18 protein-coding genes and 1 pseudogene are annotated in these 15,494 nt (G+C 38.9%); 15 read left to right on the forward strand and 4 right to left on the reverse strand.

Annotated features, from left to right (window positions below; genetic code table 11):
- Positions 1-2 precede the first annotated feature (2 nt).
- Positions 3-335, forward strand: coding sequence for a 3'(2'),5'-bisphosphate nucleotidase CysQ family protein (locus tag MKP09_RS25365; protein WP_317235240.1), 333 nt, complete (start codon positions 3-5; stop codon positions 333-335).
- Between the two features lie 158 nt (positions 336-493).
- Here MKP09_RS25365 and MKP09_RS03820 read toward each other — a convergent pair whose 3' ends face one another.
- The 3 genes from MKP09_RS03820 to MKP09_RS03830 all read right to left on the reverse strand — a co-directional run bounded on the left by MKP09_RS03820 (position 494) and on the right by MKP09_RS03830 (position 1,756).
- A complete protein-coding gene (locus tag MKP09_RS03820) occupies positions 494-913 on the reverse strand; it encodes an adenylyl-sulfate kinase (RefSeq protein ID WP_240826510.1) in 420 nt (139 codons plus the stop codon).
- A 136-nt stretch (positions 914-1,049) separates the two neighbouring features.
- On the reverse strand, positions 1,050-1,415 hold the full coding sequence (locus MKP09_RS03825) for a DUF92 domain-containing protein (RefSeq protein ID WP_240826511.1): 366 nt from the start codon (positions 1,413-1,415) through the stop codon (positions 1,050-1,052).
- A gap of 41 nt (positions 1,416-1,456) precedes the next feature.
- Positions 1,457-1,756 (reverse strand): DUF92 domain-containing protein, encoded by a 300-nt coding sequence (locus MKP09_RS03830; protein WP_240826512.1) that lies wholly within the window; start codon positions 1,754-1,756, stop codon positions 1,457-1,459.
- A 296-nt stretch (positions 1,757-2,052) separates the two neighbouring features.
- On the opposite strand from MKP09_RS03830, the gene MKP09_RS03835 reads away from it, so the two are divergent.
- The 12 genes and pseudogenes from MKP09_RS03835 (at position 2,053) to bshC (ending at position 12,219) form a co-directional block, all read left to right on the forward strand.
- A complete protein-coding gene (locus MKP09_RS03835; RefSeq protein ID WP_240826513.1) occupies positions 2,053-2,937 on the forward strand; it encodes a prephenate dehydratase in 885 nt (294 codons plus the stop codon).
- Positions 2,928-4,136: pseudogene (locus MKP09_RS03840) on the forward strand (pyridoxal phosphate-dependent aminotransferase). The gene MKP09_RS03835 and the pseudogene MKP09_RS03840 overlap by 10 nt, the downstream one beginning before the upstream one ends.
- Before the next feature lie 113 nt (positions 4,137-4,249).
- Positions 4,250-4,405, forward strand: coding sequence for a hypothetical protein (locus MKP09_RS03845; RefSeq protein WP_240826514.1), 156 nt, complete (start codon positions 4,250-4,252; stop codon positions 4,403-4,405).
- Complete coding sequence (locus MKP09_RS03850) at positions 4,405-5,160, forward strand: prephenate dehydrogenase (RefSeq protein ID WP_240829212.1); 756 nt, start codon at positions 4,405-4,407, stop codon at positions 5,158-5,160. The genes MKP09_RS03845 and MKP09_RS03850 overlap by 1 nt, the downstream gene beginning before the upstream one ends.
- An 82-nt stretch (positions 5,161-5,242) precedes the next feature.
- Positions 5,243-6,331, forward strand: coding sequence for a chorismate mutase (locus MKP09_RS03855; RefSeq protein ID WP_240826515.1), 1,089 nt, complete (start codon positions 5,243-5,245; stop codon positions 6,329-6,331).
- A gap of 207 nt (positions 6,332-6,538) precedes the next feature.
- Positions 6,539-7,552: a 3-dehydroquinate synthase gene (gene aroB / locus MKP09_RS03860; RefSeq protein ID WP_240826516.1), complete on the forward strand. Its 1,014-nt coding sequence runs from the start codon at positions 6,539-6,541 to the stop codon at positions 7,550-7,552.
- Positions 7,553-7,620: 68 nt separating this feature from the next.
- Complete coding sequence (locus MKP09_RS25370; RefSeq protein ID WP_262915104.1) at positions 7,621-8,397, forward strand: 3-phosphoshikimate 1-carboxyvinyltransferase; 777 nt, start codon at positions 7,621-7,623, stop codon at positions 8,395-8,397.
- Positions 8,381-9,016: a 3-phosphoshikimate 1-carboxyvinyltransferase gene (locus MKP09_RS25375; RefSeq protein ID WP_317235175.1), complete on the forward strand. Its 636-nt coding sequence runs from the start codon at positions 8,381-8,383 to the stop codon at positions 9,014-9,016. The genes MKP09_RS25370 and MKP09_RS25375 overlap by 17 nt, the downstream gene beginning before the upstream one ends.
- 12 nt (positions 9,017-9,028) lie before the next feature.
- Positions 9,029-10,021: a chorismate synthase gene (locus tag MKP09_RS03870; protein ID WP_240826517.1), complete on the forward strand. Its 993-nt coding sequence runs from the start codon at positions 9,029-9,031 to the stop codon at positions 10,019-10,021.
- Between the two features lie 107 nt (positions 10,022-10,128).
- Complete coding sequence (locus MKP09_RS03875; RefSeq protein ID WP_240826518.1) at positions 10,129-10,386, forward strand: GlsB/YeaQ/YmgE family stress response membrane protein; 258 nt, start codon at positions 10,129-10,131, stop codon at positions 10,384-10,386.
- Between the two features lie 229 nt (positions 10,387-10,615).
- Positions 10,616-11,068, forward strand: a complete 453-nt coding sequence (locus MKP09_RS25380; protein WP_262915105.1) for a bacillithiol biosynthesis cysteine-adding enzyme BshC — start codon at positions 10,616-10,618, stop codon at positions 11,066-11,068.
- Positions 11,065-12,219, forward strand: a complete 1,155-nt coding sequence (gene bshC / locus MKP09_RS03880) for a bacillithiol biosynthesis cysteine-adding enzyme BshC (RefSeq protein WP_262915106.1) — start codon at positions 11,065-11,067, stop codon at positions 12,217-12,219. Before MKP09_RS25380 ends, bshC begins: the two co-directional genes overlap by 4 nt.
- Here bshC and purE read toward each other — a convergent pair.
- Positions 12,216-12,728: a 5-(carboxyamino)imidazole ribonucleotide mutase gene (purE, locus tag MKP09_RS03885; protein WP_240826519.1), complete on the reverse strand. Its 513-nt coding sequence runs from the start codon at positions 12,726-12,728 to the stop codon at positions 12,216-12,218. The genes bshC and purE overlap by 4 nt on opposite strands.
- A gap of 295 nt (positions 12,729-13,023) precedes the next feature.
- Here purE and MKP09_RS03890 point away from each other — a divergent pair, with 295 nt between their 5' ends.
- Both MKP09_RS03890 and MKP09_RS03895 read left to right on the forward strand, forming a co-directional pair.
- On the forward strand, positions 13,024-13,701 hold the full coding sequence (locus MKP09_RS03890) for a murein L,D-transpeptidase catalytic domain family protein (protein WP_240826520.1): 678 nt from the start codon (positions 13,024-13,026) through the stop codon (positions 13,699-13,701).
- 299 nt (positions 13,702-14,000) lie between these two features.
- Positions 14,001-15,401 carry an anthranilate synthase component I family protein gene (locus tag MKP09_RS03895; RefSeq protein ID WP_240826521.1) on the forward strand — a complete coding sequence of 467 codons (1,401 nt, stop codon included), beginning with the start codon at positions 14,001-14,003 and terminating at the stop codon, positions 15,399-15,401.
- Positions 15,402-15,494 lie beyond the last annotated feature (93 nt).

Here is a 15,494-nt window from a genome sequence, read left to right on the forward strand (position 1 = left end):
ATATTTCTGTAAGTAAGCGCACAGCAAATTTTGTAGCTGTTGGCAGTCGGTCACATAAACATGAAGAAGAGGAAAAGCTATTGTCAAAAATTGGTATTTCTGAAACTGTTGCAAAAGGAAGTTCCTTAAAATTTTGTTTGGTGGCAGAAGGTACCGCAGATATTTATTACAGGCATGGCCCAACTATGGAATGGGATACTGCAGCTGGTCACGCTGTTGTTCTAAATGCCGGAGGCGATGTGACGGGTTTAAATGGCGAACCTTTTTTATATGGAAAGCCTGTTATGCTCAACCCCGGATTTATTTGCAAGTCAGGCGTTTTGCAAATCATTTAAAGTAAGTTGATCATACTGTCATGTATTTTCCTGGCACAAGTTTCGGCGTTTTCAATATCGCTTTGAACCACTAAATACGGAGCAGAAGGTATTTCGAAACCAGAGCTTATTCCTGTAAATTTTTAGCTCGCCTGTCTTCGCTTTTCGGTACAAGCCTTTTACATCCCTTTTTCACATGTTGCTAAAGGGCAATTAATAAATATTTCATAATAAAGAGGACCAATAATAGAAGCGGCAAGACTTCTATAAGCTTGCATTGGCGTTATCAACGAACAGATGCATATAATACCGTTTGCGCTTACAATGCGAGCCAGTTCTGCAGTCCTTCTAATATTTTCAGCACGGTCTTCATCGCTAAAGCCAAGGTCTTTATTAATGCCAGAACGTAGTTCATCGCCATCCAAAATCAATGAAGGCTTTCCGCTTTCTTTTAAAAATTCCTGTAAAAGTCCCGCTATCGTGGTTTTTCCGGCGCCTGATAATCCTAGAAGCCAGATGACAGCGGCAGGTTGATTATTTTGTTTCAAAGTTTCGTAATACTGTCTTTTGGCCAATGTCATTAACTTAAGAAGCCGCATTGCGTTCTTTGCTTTTTTTCTTTGTGCTCTTTGCGTGAAAAAAATTATTAAAACTCTTAAGTTAATGAAATTGGTCTTTTGATCAAAAATGTGAACTCGCACAAAGCTATGAACTAGTTTCTAATTTCATCTTTTATTACACTGCTAACAACCAAGCTATGACAGCAGCCACAACGGTGTTTAAAAAGTTCACCGCATTGTTACTTAAAACCCCTTTGCTTTCGAGCGTTGATCCCAATACCGAATCGGCTATATTCCCTGCTGTGCCTGCAATAAGAATGATGACAACATTTGGCAGCGATGGAACAAAAATGTAATAAACCGTTGCAATAATTATACTTCCCGCAAAGCCCAAAAGCGTTCCTTCCATACTTACAACTCCGTTTAACCCCTTTGGCGATCTTTTAAAAGAAAGGATATTATAAAAACGTTTTCCATAAACATTCCCGAGTTCAGAAGATACCGTATCTGCTGTGGCTGATGCAAAACATGCGGCTATCATTAAAAAAGCATTTTTGCTCAAAGCCGGATAAACATAAGCAATCAATCCAACAACGCCGCTAATCCGGCATTGGCAAATACCTGCCCGGCGCTACGTTTTCCTTTTTCAATTTCAGCTAAACCGGCATTTTGTTTTTCTTTTAATTTCCAGGAAGTAGCTAACACACCGATTGCAAAAAATACTGCCATCGCTGCTACACCGCCAAAGCGGGAACCTAAATAAATAACAACGCTTAAAACACCTCCCGTCAAGGCGGCGGCTATTGTTAGTTTTTTAAAGAGAACACTTAGCACCATTCCTACAGCGATGATTGCAAACAATATCCAGTCCGAGTAAAACATAAATACATGCAAGATATGCCGCTACACTGCATTTCAGACTATCGGTTGTTAGTTTTTTATTTTTGAATCCTCAAAAAATATATTTGTTTATTAAGATTTATCTTTTAAATTTGCTTCGCAATGACAACAACACGTTTTTTTACCGGTTTCTATTTTAGCTTCTTTTTTAAAATGAAGCCGGGAATGCTTTAGTTGACATTTAAATAAAAAGAATAAAATAAATCAACATAAAAAGAATCCCGGCGAAAATGCCGGGATTTTTTTAGCCCTTACCCGGTTCAAGTAAAAGTTTTAAAATGGTGCCAAAAGCTGAAAGTTTGAAAGAACAAAAAGTAATAGCGAAACCTAAGATCGCTCCACATATCGCCATTCAGGGTTTTGAAGGTTGTTTTCATCAACAGGCTGCTAATTACTTTTTTAATAAAAATGTAACAGTCGAGTGCTGTACTACTTTCAAAGATGTGATGGTCGCTGCTAAAGACAGTAATCGCACCGATGGTTGTATTATGGCAATTGAAAACTCCATCGCCGGAAGCATTTTGCCTAATTATAATTTGATACAGGGTAGTAACCTGAAAATCGTTGGTGAAGTGTACATGCAGATCCATCAAAATCTTTTGGTAAATCATGGCGTAGCACTTGAAGATATTAAGGAAGTGCATTCGCATACAATGGCTCTGCAACAATGTTATGAATTCTTAGACCAGCATAAATGGAAGCTTGTTGAAAGCGACGATACTGCGTTAAGCGCAAAACATATTGCACAGTATAAAAGCAAACATATTGCAGCTATTGCCAGTAGCCTGGCCGCAGAAATTTATGATCTGAATGTTATTGCCCCTAAAATTCAGACACTAAAGAAAAATTATACACGTTTTCTGGTTTTAAAAAGACCAGAAGATATTAAAGAAGCGCAAACGGGAAATAAGGCATCTCTCAATTTTCAAACTATACATAAAGAAGGAGCATTGGCAAGGGTTTTAGGAGTACTGGCTATTCATAAAGTCAATCTATCCAAACTTCAAAGTTTTCCAATTCCCGGGTCAGAGTTTAAATACCAATTTCACGCCGATCTGGAATTTGATAACATTAAAACTTTTGAAAGGGTAATAGAAAAACTAAAACCATTAACAGAAGCGGTTAAAATTTACGGTATTTACAATAAAGGTATATGGAATTAGCAAAAAGATTACAGGGTGTTGGTGAGTATTACTTCTCGCAAAAGCTGCGTGAAATAGATGAACTCAACAAGCAAGGAAAAAATATTCTAAACCTCGGTATTGGCAGTCCCGACTTGCCGCCGCACCCCGATGTTGTTAAAGTATTGTTTGATGAAGCGCAAAAGCCCAATGTGCATGGATATCAGAATTATAAAGGCAGCCCCATATTAAGACAAGCTTTCGCTGATTGGTATCAGAAATGGTACGGCGTAACGCTTGATCCAAACAGCGAAATACTTCCGCTCATTGGCAGCAAAGAAGGCATTATGCATATTTGTATGACCTACTTAAATGAAGGAGATGCAGTGTTGGTGCCGAATCCGGGCTATCCCACTTATCGTAGTAATGTTACTATCGCCGGTGGGGTTTGTATCGACTACGATTTAAAAGAAGAAAATAATTATCAGCCAGACTTTGAAGCAATCGAAAAGTCAATTGCTTCGTTTTCTTCCCCCTCTTCGGGAGGGGGCAGGGGAGGCCGTAAAATTGTTCTTTGTTAATTATCCTCAAATGCCAACGGGTCAGCAGCCTGATAAAAAGTATTTGAACAATTAATTGCATTTGCGAAGAAGCATAATATTTTAATTGTACATGATAATCCGTATAGCTTTATACTAAATGACGAACCAGTTAGTTTGCTAAGTATTGAAGGAGCTAAAGATGTTGTGATAGAATTGAACTCTTTAAGCAAATCGCACAATATGGCTGGCTGGCGTGTAGGTGTGCTCTGCGGTGCGGCGGAAAGAATTAATGAAGTACTTCGTTTTAAAAGTAATATGGATAGCGGCATGTTTTTGCCTTTGCAATTGGCTGCAGCAAAAGCATTAACACTTGGCAAAGAGTGGCACGAGGAAGTGAACGCGATTTACGCTGAAAGAAGAGAAAAGGTTTTTGAATTATTGGATTTACTACAATGTAGCTATTCAAAAAATCAGGTAGGAATGTTTGTCTGGGCAAAAATCCCATCCGGTTACAATGATTGTTTCCAGATAGCAGACGAAGTATTGTATAAAGCAAATGTTTTTATAACACCCGGCGGCATTTTTGGCGGCGCAGGCGAACAATACATAAGAATCAGCCTTTGTGGCTCGATAGAGAAATTTCAAGAAGCAATTGAAAGAGTGAAGAATGGTTTACAAGTTGACAAGTTGAAAGGTTGACAAGAGTCAGCAGGCGGATGCCTTTCGGTTATTAATTGACTCCGAAGGAGTCGAATAACAATAGCCGGATGCGTAGCTTCCGGTTCTAAAAATATTAATATCAAATATTTGATATGAATTCGAAAAACGACAATGGAAATGTAGCGCAGAACACCTCTCCTTCGGGGAGGCCGGGAGGGGCGCGTAAGAGAATAGCAATCGTTGGCGTAGGCCTGATCGGGGGATCCATGGCACTGCAATTGCACGAAAAAAGCTTTCGTCAAAATTAATTGGTGTAGAAGCGAGTAACCAGCACGCCGAGCAGGCGCTGGAATACGAATTGGTAGATGAAATATTACCATTGAACGAAGCCGTTGCGCAGGCCGAAGTTATTGTAATGGCTGTTCCTGTAAATGTGCAAGTGAATCTGCTGCCGCAGATTTTAGATATGGTAACCAACCAAATTGTTATGGACATGGGGTCTACCAAATCTGATGTAATAGAGGCGGTGCAACATCATCCTAATCGCGGGCGCTACGTGGCTACGCACCCTATGTGGGGTACAGAATATAGTGGCCCGAAAGCCGCTGTTCGTGGGGCTTTTGAAGGAAAAGCCGTAATTCTATGCAACCGAAAAGATAGCGACGCTGATGCGGTAGAATGGGTTGAGAACATGTATCAGAAAATTGGTATGCGTATCGTAGATATGGAAGCAAAAGCGCATGATCTGCACGTAGCGTATGTTAGTCATATTTCTCACATTACATCTTTTGCGCTGGCTAACACCGTTTTGGAAAAGGAAAAAGTAGAGAGCGCTATTTTTCAAATTGCTTCAGCAGGTTTTGAAAGTACGGTGCGTTTGGCAAAAAGTAATCCTGAAATGTGGGTGCCCATTTTTTTACAGAATAAAGTAAATATCCTGGATGTATTAACAGAGCATATTGATCAACTTACAAAATTTAAAGACTATATAACCAATAGCGATAAAGAAAACTTACAGTCGTTAATATCAGATGCCAATAAAATAAACAGAATCATAAAATAAAAGTAAATTTGCAGGTCTTGTAGCTTTTTTTAAGAAAAAGAAAACAAGGCCAGTTATTAAACAACATCAATAATTATATTTCATGAGTACTCAGCAGGTTTCATCAAAAGAAAAAATTAAAGAATTATGGGCTAAAAGGCCGATCATTGTTAGCGGTCCTTGTAGCGCAGAAACTGAAGAACAAGTAATAGAAACAGCGCAGCAATTAGCAGCAACAGGTAAAGTTGACATGTTACGCGCAGGTATATGGAAACCACGTACCAAGCCAGGTATGTTTGAAGGTATTGGCGCGAAAGGTTTACCATGGTTACAAAAAGCTAAACAAATTACTGGTTTGCCAACCGCTATTGAAGTAGCAACGGCTAAACAGGTTCAGGATGCTTTAACTTTTGATGTTGATGTACTTTGGATTGGCGCGCGCACTACAGTAAACCCTTTCAGCGTTCAGGAAGTTGCCGATGCGCTAAGAGGCGTTGATGTGCCTGTGTTGGTGAAAAATCCTATTAATCCGGATTTGGAACTTTGGAGCGGTGGTGTTGAAAGAATTGCACGCGCAGGTATCAAAAATCTGGGTTTAATACATCGTGGGTTTTCATCTTATGGAAATACTCAATATCGCAATGCGCCCATGTGGCATTTGGCAATCGAGATGAAATTAAAATATCCGGAACTCCCTATTTTCAACGATCCTTCTCACATTTGTGGCAAGCGCGACACCTTGATGGAAGTAGCTCAGAAAGCCATTGACCTGGATTATGACGGATTGATGATCGAAAGCCATATTGATCCGGACAATGCCTGGAGCGATGCCAAACAACAGGTAACACCAGCGCGTCTGAAAGAGATGATGGAAGAAATCATCTGGAGAAAAGAAGATGTTGATAACAGCGAATACCACAAAGCGTTGGAGAAATTGCGCCAGCAAATCAATCATCTTGATGATGAAATGTTGCAAATCCTTTCTCAACGTATGAAGATCGCTGATCAGATCGGTCAATATAAAAAAGACAATAACATCACCATTTTGCAACCCGGCCGCTGGCAGGAAATTATTGATAAAGTAGCGATGCGTGGAGAAAAGCTGGGCCTTAGCCGCGACTTTCTAAACAAGTATTTAGATGCGGTGCATTTAGAAAGCATCAATCATCAAAAGAAAGTGTTAGACGCATAAGCAGGGTATGTCATTCCGAGCGCAACGTAGCGAAGTCGAGGAATCTCCAACTTTAGTTACGATGTTTTTTGTCCCGGCTGATGTGCTACTATCAGCGGTCTTGCGTCGCACTCTTCAACTGAAGAATATAAATGATCAATAAAAATATATAGACCTCCAAGGTTTTTAAAACCTCGGAGGTCTATATCCATAAATCTCATCATTCTGATGCAGACCATAAAATTTTCCAACGCTTCTACCGATTTTTATTTTGATAGCTCGTTAAAACAGTTAGGTAAAATTGTTGACAAGCAAAATGCCATTGTTATTACCGATCAAAATATTTTTAATGCCCATGAAAGCAGGTTCAAAAGCTTCAATACAATCGTCATTCCAGCAGGAGAAGAGCAAAAGAAACAATCGACTGTTGATGATATTATTCTGAAACTGATTCAAAACAAAGCTGATCGCAAATCAGTATTGGTAGGTGTTGGCGGTGGTGTTATTACAGATCTTACGGGTTATACAGCATCTGTATATATGCGTGGCATCCCGTTTGGTTTTGTGCCAACAACAATTTTGGGTTTGGTGGATGCGTCGATTGGCGGAAAAAATGGAATCGACGTTGGTGTGTATAAAAATATGGTTGGCATTATTCGCCAGCCTTCTTTTCTGTTGCACGATCTTACGCTGTTACAATCATTGCCTGAAAAAGAATGGCAGAATGGTTTTGCAGAAATCATTAAACATGCATGTATTAAAGATGCAGCCATGTTTAAGCAATTAGAACAATATTCTTTGAAAGATTTTAAGGCTGATAAAACCTTGTTAGCAGAACTGATCAAAAGAAATGCACTAATCAAAACCAAAGTAGTACAAAAAGATGAGTTTGAAAAAGGCGATAGGCGTTTGCTCAACTTTGGCCATACCATCGGCCATGCTATTGAAACGCAATACAATTTAATGCATGGCGAAGCTGTTGCTATCGGAATGGTGTTTGCCAGCGAAATTTCGCACCAGTTAAAAGGCTTTAAAGAACAGGATCGTGTTAAGTCCCTGATTGAAAAATATCAATTGCCAACTACTATTCAGTTTGATGCTAAAAAAGTATTTGAAGTATTAGCAATGGATAAAAAACGGGTGCAAAAAGAGATGAATTTTGTATTGCTTGATAAAGTGGGTAAAGCGGTCGTTCATCCTATTGCGTTAAAACAACTGGAAAAGATTATTAATAAATTATAGGTTTTACAGACCTTCCAGGTTTTAAAACCTGGAAGGTCTTTTTCCAAATCAGAAATATCGAATCAAAAATGAAAATAACCATTTCACCATCTGAGTTAAAAGGAAATGTTTTAGCATCGGCATCTAAAAGCTCCATGCAACGCGCTTGTGCTGCAGCTTTGGTAGCTTCTACGAAATCGATTATTTATAATCCCGGCCATAGCAATGATGATAAAGCCGCAATGGGCATTATTGAGGCTTTGGGCGCCACCATCGAAAAAGAGCATGAAGAAATTACGGTAGATAGTTCAGGTTTTTCAGTAGCTTCTTCTGTTTCGCATATGAATGGAGATCAGGGTGGTGCTATCAATTGTGGAGAAAGTGGTTTAAGTATTCGCATGTTTACTCCGTTAGCGGCGTTAACAAGCAACAAAATAACTATTAATGGTGAAGGCAGCCTTGTAACAAGGCCGATGGATTTTTTTGATGAAATATTGCCACAGGTTGGCGTGAGTATTCAATCTAACGAAGGCAAACTTCCATTGGTTATTCAAGGACCTTTGCAACCCAAAAATATTACCATTGACGGTTCATTAAGTTCGCAGTTTTTAACGGGGCTTTTATTAGCATATGCAGCCTCCCCAAACCCCTCCAAAGGAGGGGCTTACGAAGAGTTGTTAAAGCAACAGGTTTCTATAAAGGTTACTAATCTTAAAAGCAAACCTTACATTGATTTGACTTTAGATGTGATGAGGCAATTTGGATTAAATGTGCCAGAAAACAAAAATTATGAAGAGTTTATATTCACTTACGACTCTTCTTTGATCCCCCTTCGGTGGTCGGGGGGCTGTGGCTTACACAGTTGAAGGCGACTGGAGTGGCGGCGCATTCCTGTTAGTTGCAGGAGCAATTGCCGGAAATATTACTGTTAGGGGTTTGAATTTAAGCAGCACTCAGGCCGATAAGAAAATAACCGAGGCATTAATGTCTGCCAATGCGGGAATAGCAATGGATGCAAAAGGAATTCAATTGCATAAAGCAGCAATGCAGGCCTTTGAATTTGACGCAACAGATTGCCCGGATTTATTTCCTCCGCTGGTGGCTCTTGCTGCATACTGTAACGGAACTACAAAAATAAAGGGTGTAAGTCGCCTGGCGCATAAAGAAAGCGACAGAGGTGTAACGCTGCAAGAAGAGTTTGGCAAAATGGGATTAAAAATTGACCTGGATGGAGACATGATGCAAGTGCATGGTGGTAGCGGATTAAAAGGGACGTTGGTACATTCGAGACATGATCATCGGATTGCAATGGCTTGTGCGGTTGCTGCGCTGCGTGCAGATGGCGATACAACTATTGAAGAGGCGCAGGCTGTTAATAAATCTTACCCCGATTTTTACGATCATATAAAAGCATTAGGCGCGCAGGTAAGCGGCGGAATTGATTTGAAGAACATAGCCCACGATTTTAATCGTGGGGATTTATAATAAAATATTTGTATGAATTCTTTTGGTAAAATTTTCAGGGTACAAATTTTTGGTGAATCTCACGGAGATGGCGTGGGTATTGTGATTGATGGATGTCCGGCCGGATTAGATGTTCCGGTTGAAGATTTTTTGCCAGACATGGAACGCCGTAAAGGCGGCACTCAAAAAGGTGCAACGCCACGTAAAGAAGATGATATTCCTATTTTTAGAAGCGGCATTTTTAACGGAAAGACGACAGGCTTTCCAATTATGATATTTTTTGAAAACAAGAATACGAGAAGCGGCGATTACGAAAAACAACGCAGCTTTCCACGTCCGGGCCATGCTGATTTTGTGGCGCATAAAAAATTTGGAGGCTTTGAAGATTACAGAGGCGGTGGCCATTTCAGTGCCAGGCTGACAACTGGCTTAGTTGGTGCAGGTGTGATTGCAAAGAAGTTGTTAGCAGGAATTACAGTAGAAGCTAAAGTAATAGAAATTGCCGGAGAAACTAATCTGGAAAAAGGATTACAAAAAGGGATTGATGCGAAAGACTCGGTTGGTGGTATTATTGAATGCCGCGTAAATGGATTGCCGCTGGGTTTGGGCGAGCCGCATTTTGATTCGGTTGAGTCGCTGCTTGCTCATGCAATGTTTTCCATTCCCGCCGTAAAAGGGGTGGAGTTTGGAAGCGGTTTTGCTGCTGCTAAAATGTTCGGAAGCCAGCATAATGATGCTATTGAAAACATGGACGGTAAAACCACTACCAATCATGCGGGTGGGATAGTTGGTGGAATAACGAACGGCAATGAACTAGTGTTTCGTATTGCTGTAAAGCCGACCGCATCAACGCCAAAAGCGCAAAATAGCCTTAACTGGGATACCGGAAATATGGAAGATTTTTCGGTGAAAGGCCGTCACGATTTATGTGTAGCGTTAAGAGCTCCGGTTATTGTTGAAGCAGCTACGGCAATTGTTTTAGTTGATTTAATGATGCTTGAAAATAAGATAACACGAATTATTTAGCAGGTTAAGGTTATAATGTGCATAAAAAAAGACCCTTGATTCTCTTTGGCATGTTTTTTAATATTAAATTGGTAATTAATATTACCAAACTTTTAAATTAAAAGACTATGAGCATTCTATCCTGGATTATTTTTGGTTTAATCGCCGGCGCTATTGCCAAAGCTTTACATCCTGGTAAAGATCCCGGAGGTTGGATCATTACTATAATCATCGGCATTGTAGGAGCATTGCTAGGTGGTTGGATAAGCACTTTACTTGGAACACCTGTAACCGATAACTGGAGTCTTAAAGGCTTTTTGTTTGCTGTTGGGGGAGCAGTTATTTTGCTGTGGATTTATGCTATGGCAACCCGACGACGCAGTTAAAAGTAATTTAAATAAAATAAGCCACCTTAACAGGTGGTTTTTTATTTGCCTATTTGCGCAGGTTTAAAAAACTATTTCTAAATAAAAATGTTGTAGTATTTTCATTTTATGTGTGCATTTTCGTTTAATGTTATTGGTCACATATTATTCCGCATAAGAAAGTATTCATTGCTTTCAGGTATGAAAATGAATATTTTCTTATGCTCCATTTCACAAGCCATATCGCGACATGAATTTTAAAGCAACCGGCATTCCTTATGCGCAAACTCATTTTTTTTCCAATCTCGTATTGGATTATTTGAATGAATGCGAAACACTAGAGTCTTTTTATAACCATTTTCCCAAAGCCGAGTCGCTTGAATTAGCAATAGAAGAAAAAGCCAAACAAAACATGGACAGAGAGTTGTTAGCTAACTCACTATTGGCGCAATATGATTCTCTGGATAAGACCGAAGCCGTAATTTCCAATATTGAACTTCTGAAAAAATCAGAAACGTTCACCATTACCACAGCCCATCAACCTAATATATTTACCGGACCGCTATATTTTATTTATAAGATTTTACATGCGATAAAATTAGCTGCGCATTGTAAGGAACTTTTTCCTCAAAATAATTTTGTGCCGGTTTATTATATGGGAAGTGAAGATGCTGATCTGGATGAGCTTGGACATATTTTTTGAATGGGGAAAAACTTACATGGCAAACATCTCAAACCGGCGCTGTTGGAAGAATGAAGGTAGATGAGAGTTTGTTGGACTTGATCAAGAGAATCGAATCTGAAATAGGTGTTCTCCCTCATGGTGAAGAGGTAACATCTGAATTAAAAAAATATTACAAGAAAGGAACGAATATACAAGATGCCACTTTGGGATTTGTCAATTACCTTTTTGGGGCGTATGGATTAATTGTAGTTATTCCAGATAATGCTGTATTGAAATCTGTAGCTGCTGATCTTTTTAAAGATGAACTGCTACATCAACGATCTTCAGTTATTGTTGAAAAGACTTCTCAAAACCTGGTCGATGCAGGATATAAAGCACAGGCACATGGCCGTGATATCAATTTATTTTATTTGAAAGATGATGGCCAACGTTTGAGAATTGAAAGGAAGGAAAATAAGTGGTATGTTTTAGAAACGGATATCAATTTTGATAAAGATGCTATAATGCTTGAAGTTGAATCACATCCCGAAAGATTTAGCCCGAATGTAATTTTGCGTGGTATTTTTCAGGAAATGATTTTACCGAATATTGCTTTTATCGGTGGAGGTGGAGAATTAGCTTACTGGTTGGAGTTGAAAGAAATCTTCAATCACTATAAAGTTTCATATCCCATTCTTGTTCTCCGAAATTCTTTTTTGATAGTGAATAAAAAGCAGCTTGAAAAAGCAACTAAATTGGGATTTGATGTAAATGATCTTTTTAAAAACCGTCTGCATTTAAAAAGCAAATGGGTAACTGATCATTCGGAAAATGATGTATCTGTAGTAAAATCATTGGGCGAAATTCAGGCAATATTTGATGATCTTTCCAGGCAGGCGACAGCAATCGACATTACCCTAAAAGGTCATATTTACGCATTGCAAAAGCAGCAAGAGAAAAAAATAGTCGAACTAGGAAAGAAATTTTTAAGAGCGGAGAAAAGAAACCATTCAGACGCGATGCGGCAAATTGATACACTAAAACAACAACTTTTTCCGTTTGATAATTTGCAGGAACGTATTGATAATATTCTTCCCTACTTGGCAATTTGGGGTTCTGATTTTATCGATGCTTTATATCAAAACTCTAAAACTTTGGAGCAGGACTTTATTGTGCTTGAACAACATTAATCGAAATTGTTCTCAAAACCTTTCTCTTTCAGGTTGTTCACTTTTGTCAGCACTTCTTTTTCTAAATTTGATTTATAATCAGCCACATTATTGCCAACAGTTTCGTTAGCTGTTCCAATGATCTGTGCAGCTAAGATGCCGGCATTTTTAGCCGCGTTTAATGCAACTGTTGCAACAGGCACACCATTAGGCATTTGCAAAATAGAAAGAACGCTATCCCAACCGTCAATCGAATTGCTTGATTTTACAGGCACACCAATCACCGGAAGTGGAGTAATAGAAGCTATCATTCCAGGCAGATGTGCAGCACCACCTGCACCCGCAATAATTACTTTTAATCCTCTGGATTTAGCTTTTTGGGCATATTCTACCATTCGTAGCGGAGTTCTATGGGCAGAAACCACCGTTAGTTCATAATCTACACCTAATTCTTTCAAAATATCTGCCGCAGCCTGCATCACATTCAGATCGCTATCACTGCCCATAATAATTCCAACTTCTATTGACATAATACAAAGGAAGCATAAAAAATATTGCTGACAAATCATTCTTTAAAATTTGTAAATATTATGTTAATCAATTGCATACGCTTTAATTCTACTGTTTAAATGTTAAAAAAATCTAATTATGGACGAACAGCACAATAAAAGGGAGTTGTTATGCGTTTTATATACTCGCCTACCAAAAAAATCTATACATTCTTATAGAAAAACATAGCCATAATTTTTAATAAAAATAAATATGAGCATGTGATTAAAAAATTATTTGCGGCTACTTTGTCTTTGTGTATTATCAGTAGCCTTTATGTCATGGACATTAAACAAGATTGAAGCGGGCAATAATGCAGATGCAAAATCAACAAAAATTGCTACCAGTGCTAAAAGCGCAGTAGATGCAATGGAATTTGTTTACGATAGCCTTGCGCTTGATACTAAGGGTCTTTCGCATGACGCTTTTGAATATGCTATAAGCGGTTTTACCAAGTTGGAAGAAGAGGGGATTTTGCAAAATGATTCTATTCTTACTATCATCGATTTTGATCAGCCCAGCTATCAAAAACGATTATATATTATTGATGTAAAAAATTATAAGATGTTGTTCAACACCTGGGTGGCGCATGGCAAAAATACAGGTAGAGAAATGGCAGAATATTTCAGTAATACCAATGAATCGCATAAAAGCAGCCTTGGTTTTTATATCACTGACAAGACTTATTCTGGAAGTAAAGGCTATTCTTTGAAATTAAATGGTCTTGAAAATAGCCTGAACAGCAACGCTATGCGTCGTGCTATCGTAATACACGGAGCTCCTTATGTAAGCCAGTCTTTTATTGATGCACAAGGTTATGTTGGACGCAGTCACGGTTGCCCAGCTGTGCCCGTAGCGTTAACACGCCCCATTATTCAAACTATCAAAGACGGAAGTTGCTTATTTATATATAATAAAAGCTATAAACCGTCAAGTCGTTTTTCGATGGGATAAATGATTCAACGATTTTCATAAAAGCCGGCTGTGTAGAGTGCCGGTTTTTTTATTTTATTTTTTGTCAGAAAATTTTCTTTGAAGAAGTATTTTAGAAGCATATAATTACAAAAAAATTTGTCTGCAATCAATTTACTTTTATATTTGCGTTCATGAACAACGAAATAACTCTTTTTTGGTGGTGGCATACGAACTCTGAAGGGGTATTGTAATGCTGTGCATCTAAAAGATGAATGATATACAAAAAACCCCGGTACATCCGGGGTTTTTTATTGCTTCAAAAAACGGGCTGATATAAAATGCAAAAAATAAAAATTAAAACAACCGTTGCTTCTATGCTCGCTGACGTATTTACGCCAGTAGGTATTTATCTGCGTTTGCGCGACCGCTTTCGCGATACTATTTTGTTAGAAAGTACAGACAACCATGTTGCAGAAAATAGCTGGTCATTTATAGGCGTTAATGCTATTGCCGGAATAGAAATTTCTTCAGGTGAAAAAATTGAGAAAAAGTTACCGGGACAAACTGCTGAAGTTCTTCCTTTTTCAAAGGATCAATCCATTATTGAGACTTTGAACAGTTTTATGCAGCAATTCGACATACAGCCATCATCAAATAAAGTGGCCGCATTTGCCCAGGGATTGTATGGTTATACATCTTACGATGCAATACGATTTTTTGAAACCATACCCGGAGCTGTGTTTGAGGTGGACGAGAATGCGATCCCTTTAATGCGTTATCGGTTATATCAATATGTAATTGCGATCAATCATTTTAAGGATGAATTATTTATTTGTGAGAATGAGATTGAAGGAATTGACAGCGATAAAGATGCACTGATTTCCTTAATACGTGGCAGAGATGTTCCCGTTTATCCATTCAACACATCGGGCAACGAAAGCTCTAACATGACGGATGATGATTATAGAAGCATGGTACAAAAGGGTATCGCTCATTGTTTTCGCGGCGATGTTTTTCAGATCGTATTAAGCCGAAGGTTTCAGCAGCCATTTAACGGTGATGAGTTTAATGTGTATCGCGCTTTGCGCAATATTAATCCTTCGCCCTACTTATTCTTCTTCGATTATGGCGATTACAAAATTATGGGTTCATCGCCCGAAGCGCAACTTATTATAGATAATGGCAAAGCTGTTATGCATCCCATTGCCGGCACAGTGAAACGCACCGGCGATGATAAATTAGATGCTGAAGAAACTATCAAGTTGGAAAACGATCCTAAAGAAAATGCTGAACATGTAATGTTGGTGGATTTAGCTCGTAACGATCTGAGCCGCGGTTGCCATAATGTAGAAGTGGCGCAGTTTAGAGAAACGTATTATTACTCGCATGTAATTCACCTGGTAAGTGAAGTAACCGGAAGGGTAAACGATACAACTAATTCTTTTGATCTTTTATCCAAAACATTTCCGGCAGGCACGCTTAGCGGCGCGCCAAAAATAAAAGCCATGCAACTTATAAATGAGTATGAACCTACATCGCGTAGCTATTATGGAGGCGCAGTCGGTTTTATGGGCTTCAACGGAAGCTGCAATCAGGCTATCATGATCCGTACTTTTTTAAGCCGGGATAATACCTTGTATTATCAGGCGGGCGCCGGAGTAGTATCAGCAAGCATTCCGGAAAATGAATTGCAGGAAGTAAATAACAAATTGGGCGCATTAAAAAAGCTATTATTGTAGCGCAGGAAATTCAATAAGAAGTTGACAGGTGACAGTTGACAGATGATAGCATTTGTTGACTGTCAACTGTCATCCATCATCAGTCAACTTAAG

The organism is Paraniabella ginsengisoli, from assembly GCF_022513635.1.
Lineage (GTDB): Bacteria > Bacteroidota > Bacteroidia > Chitinophagales > Chitinophagaceae > Niabella > Niabella ginsengisoli.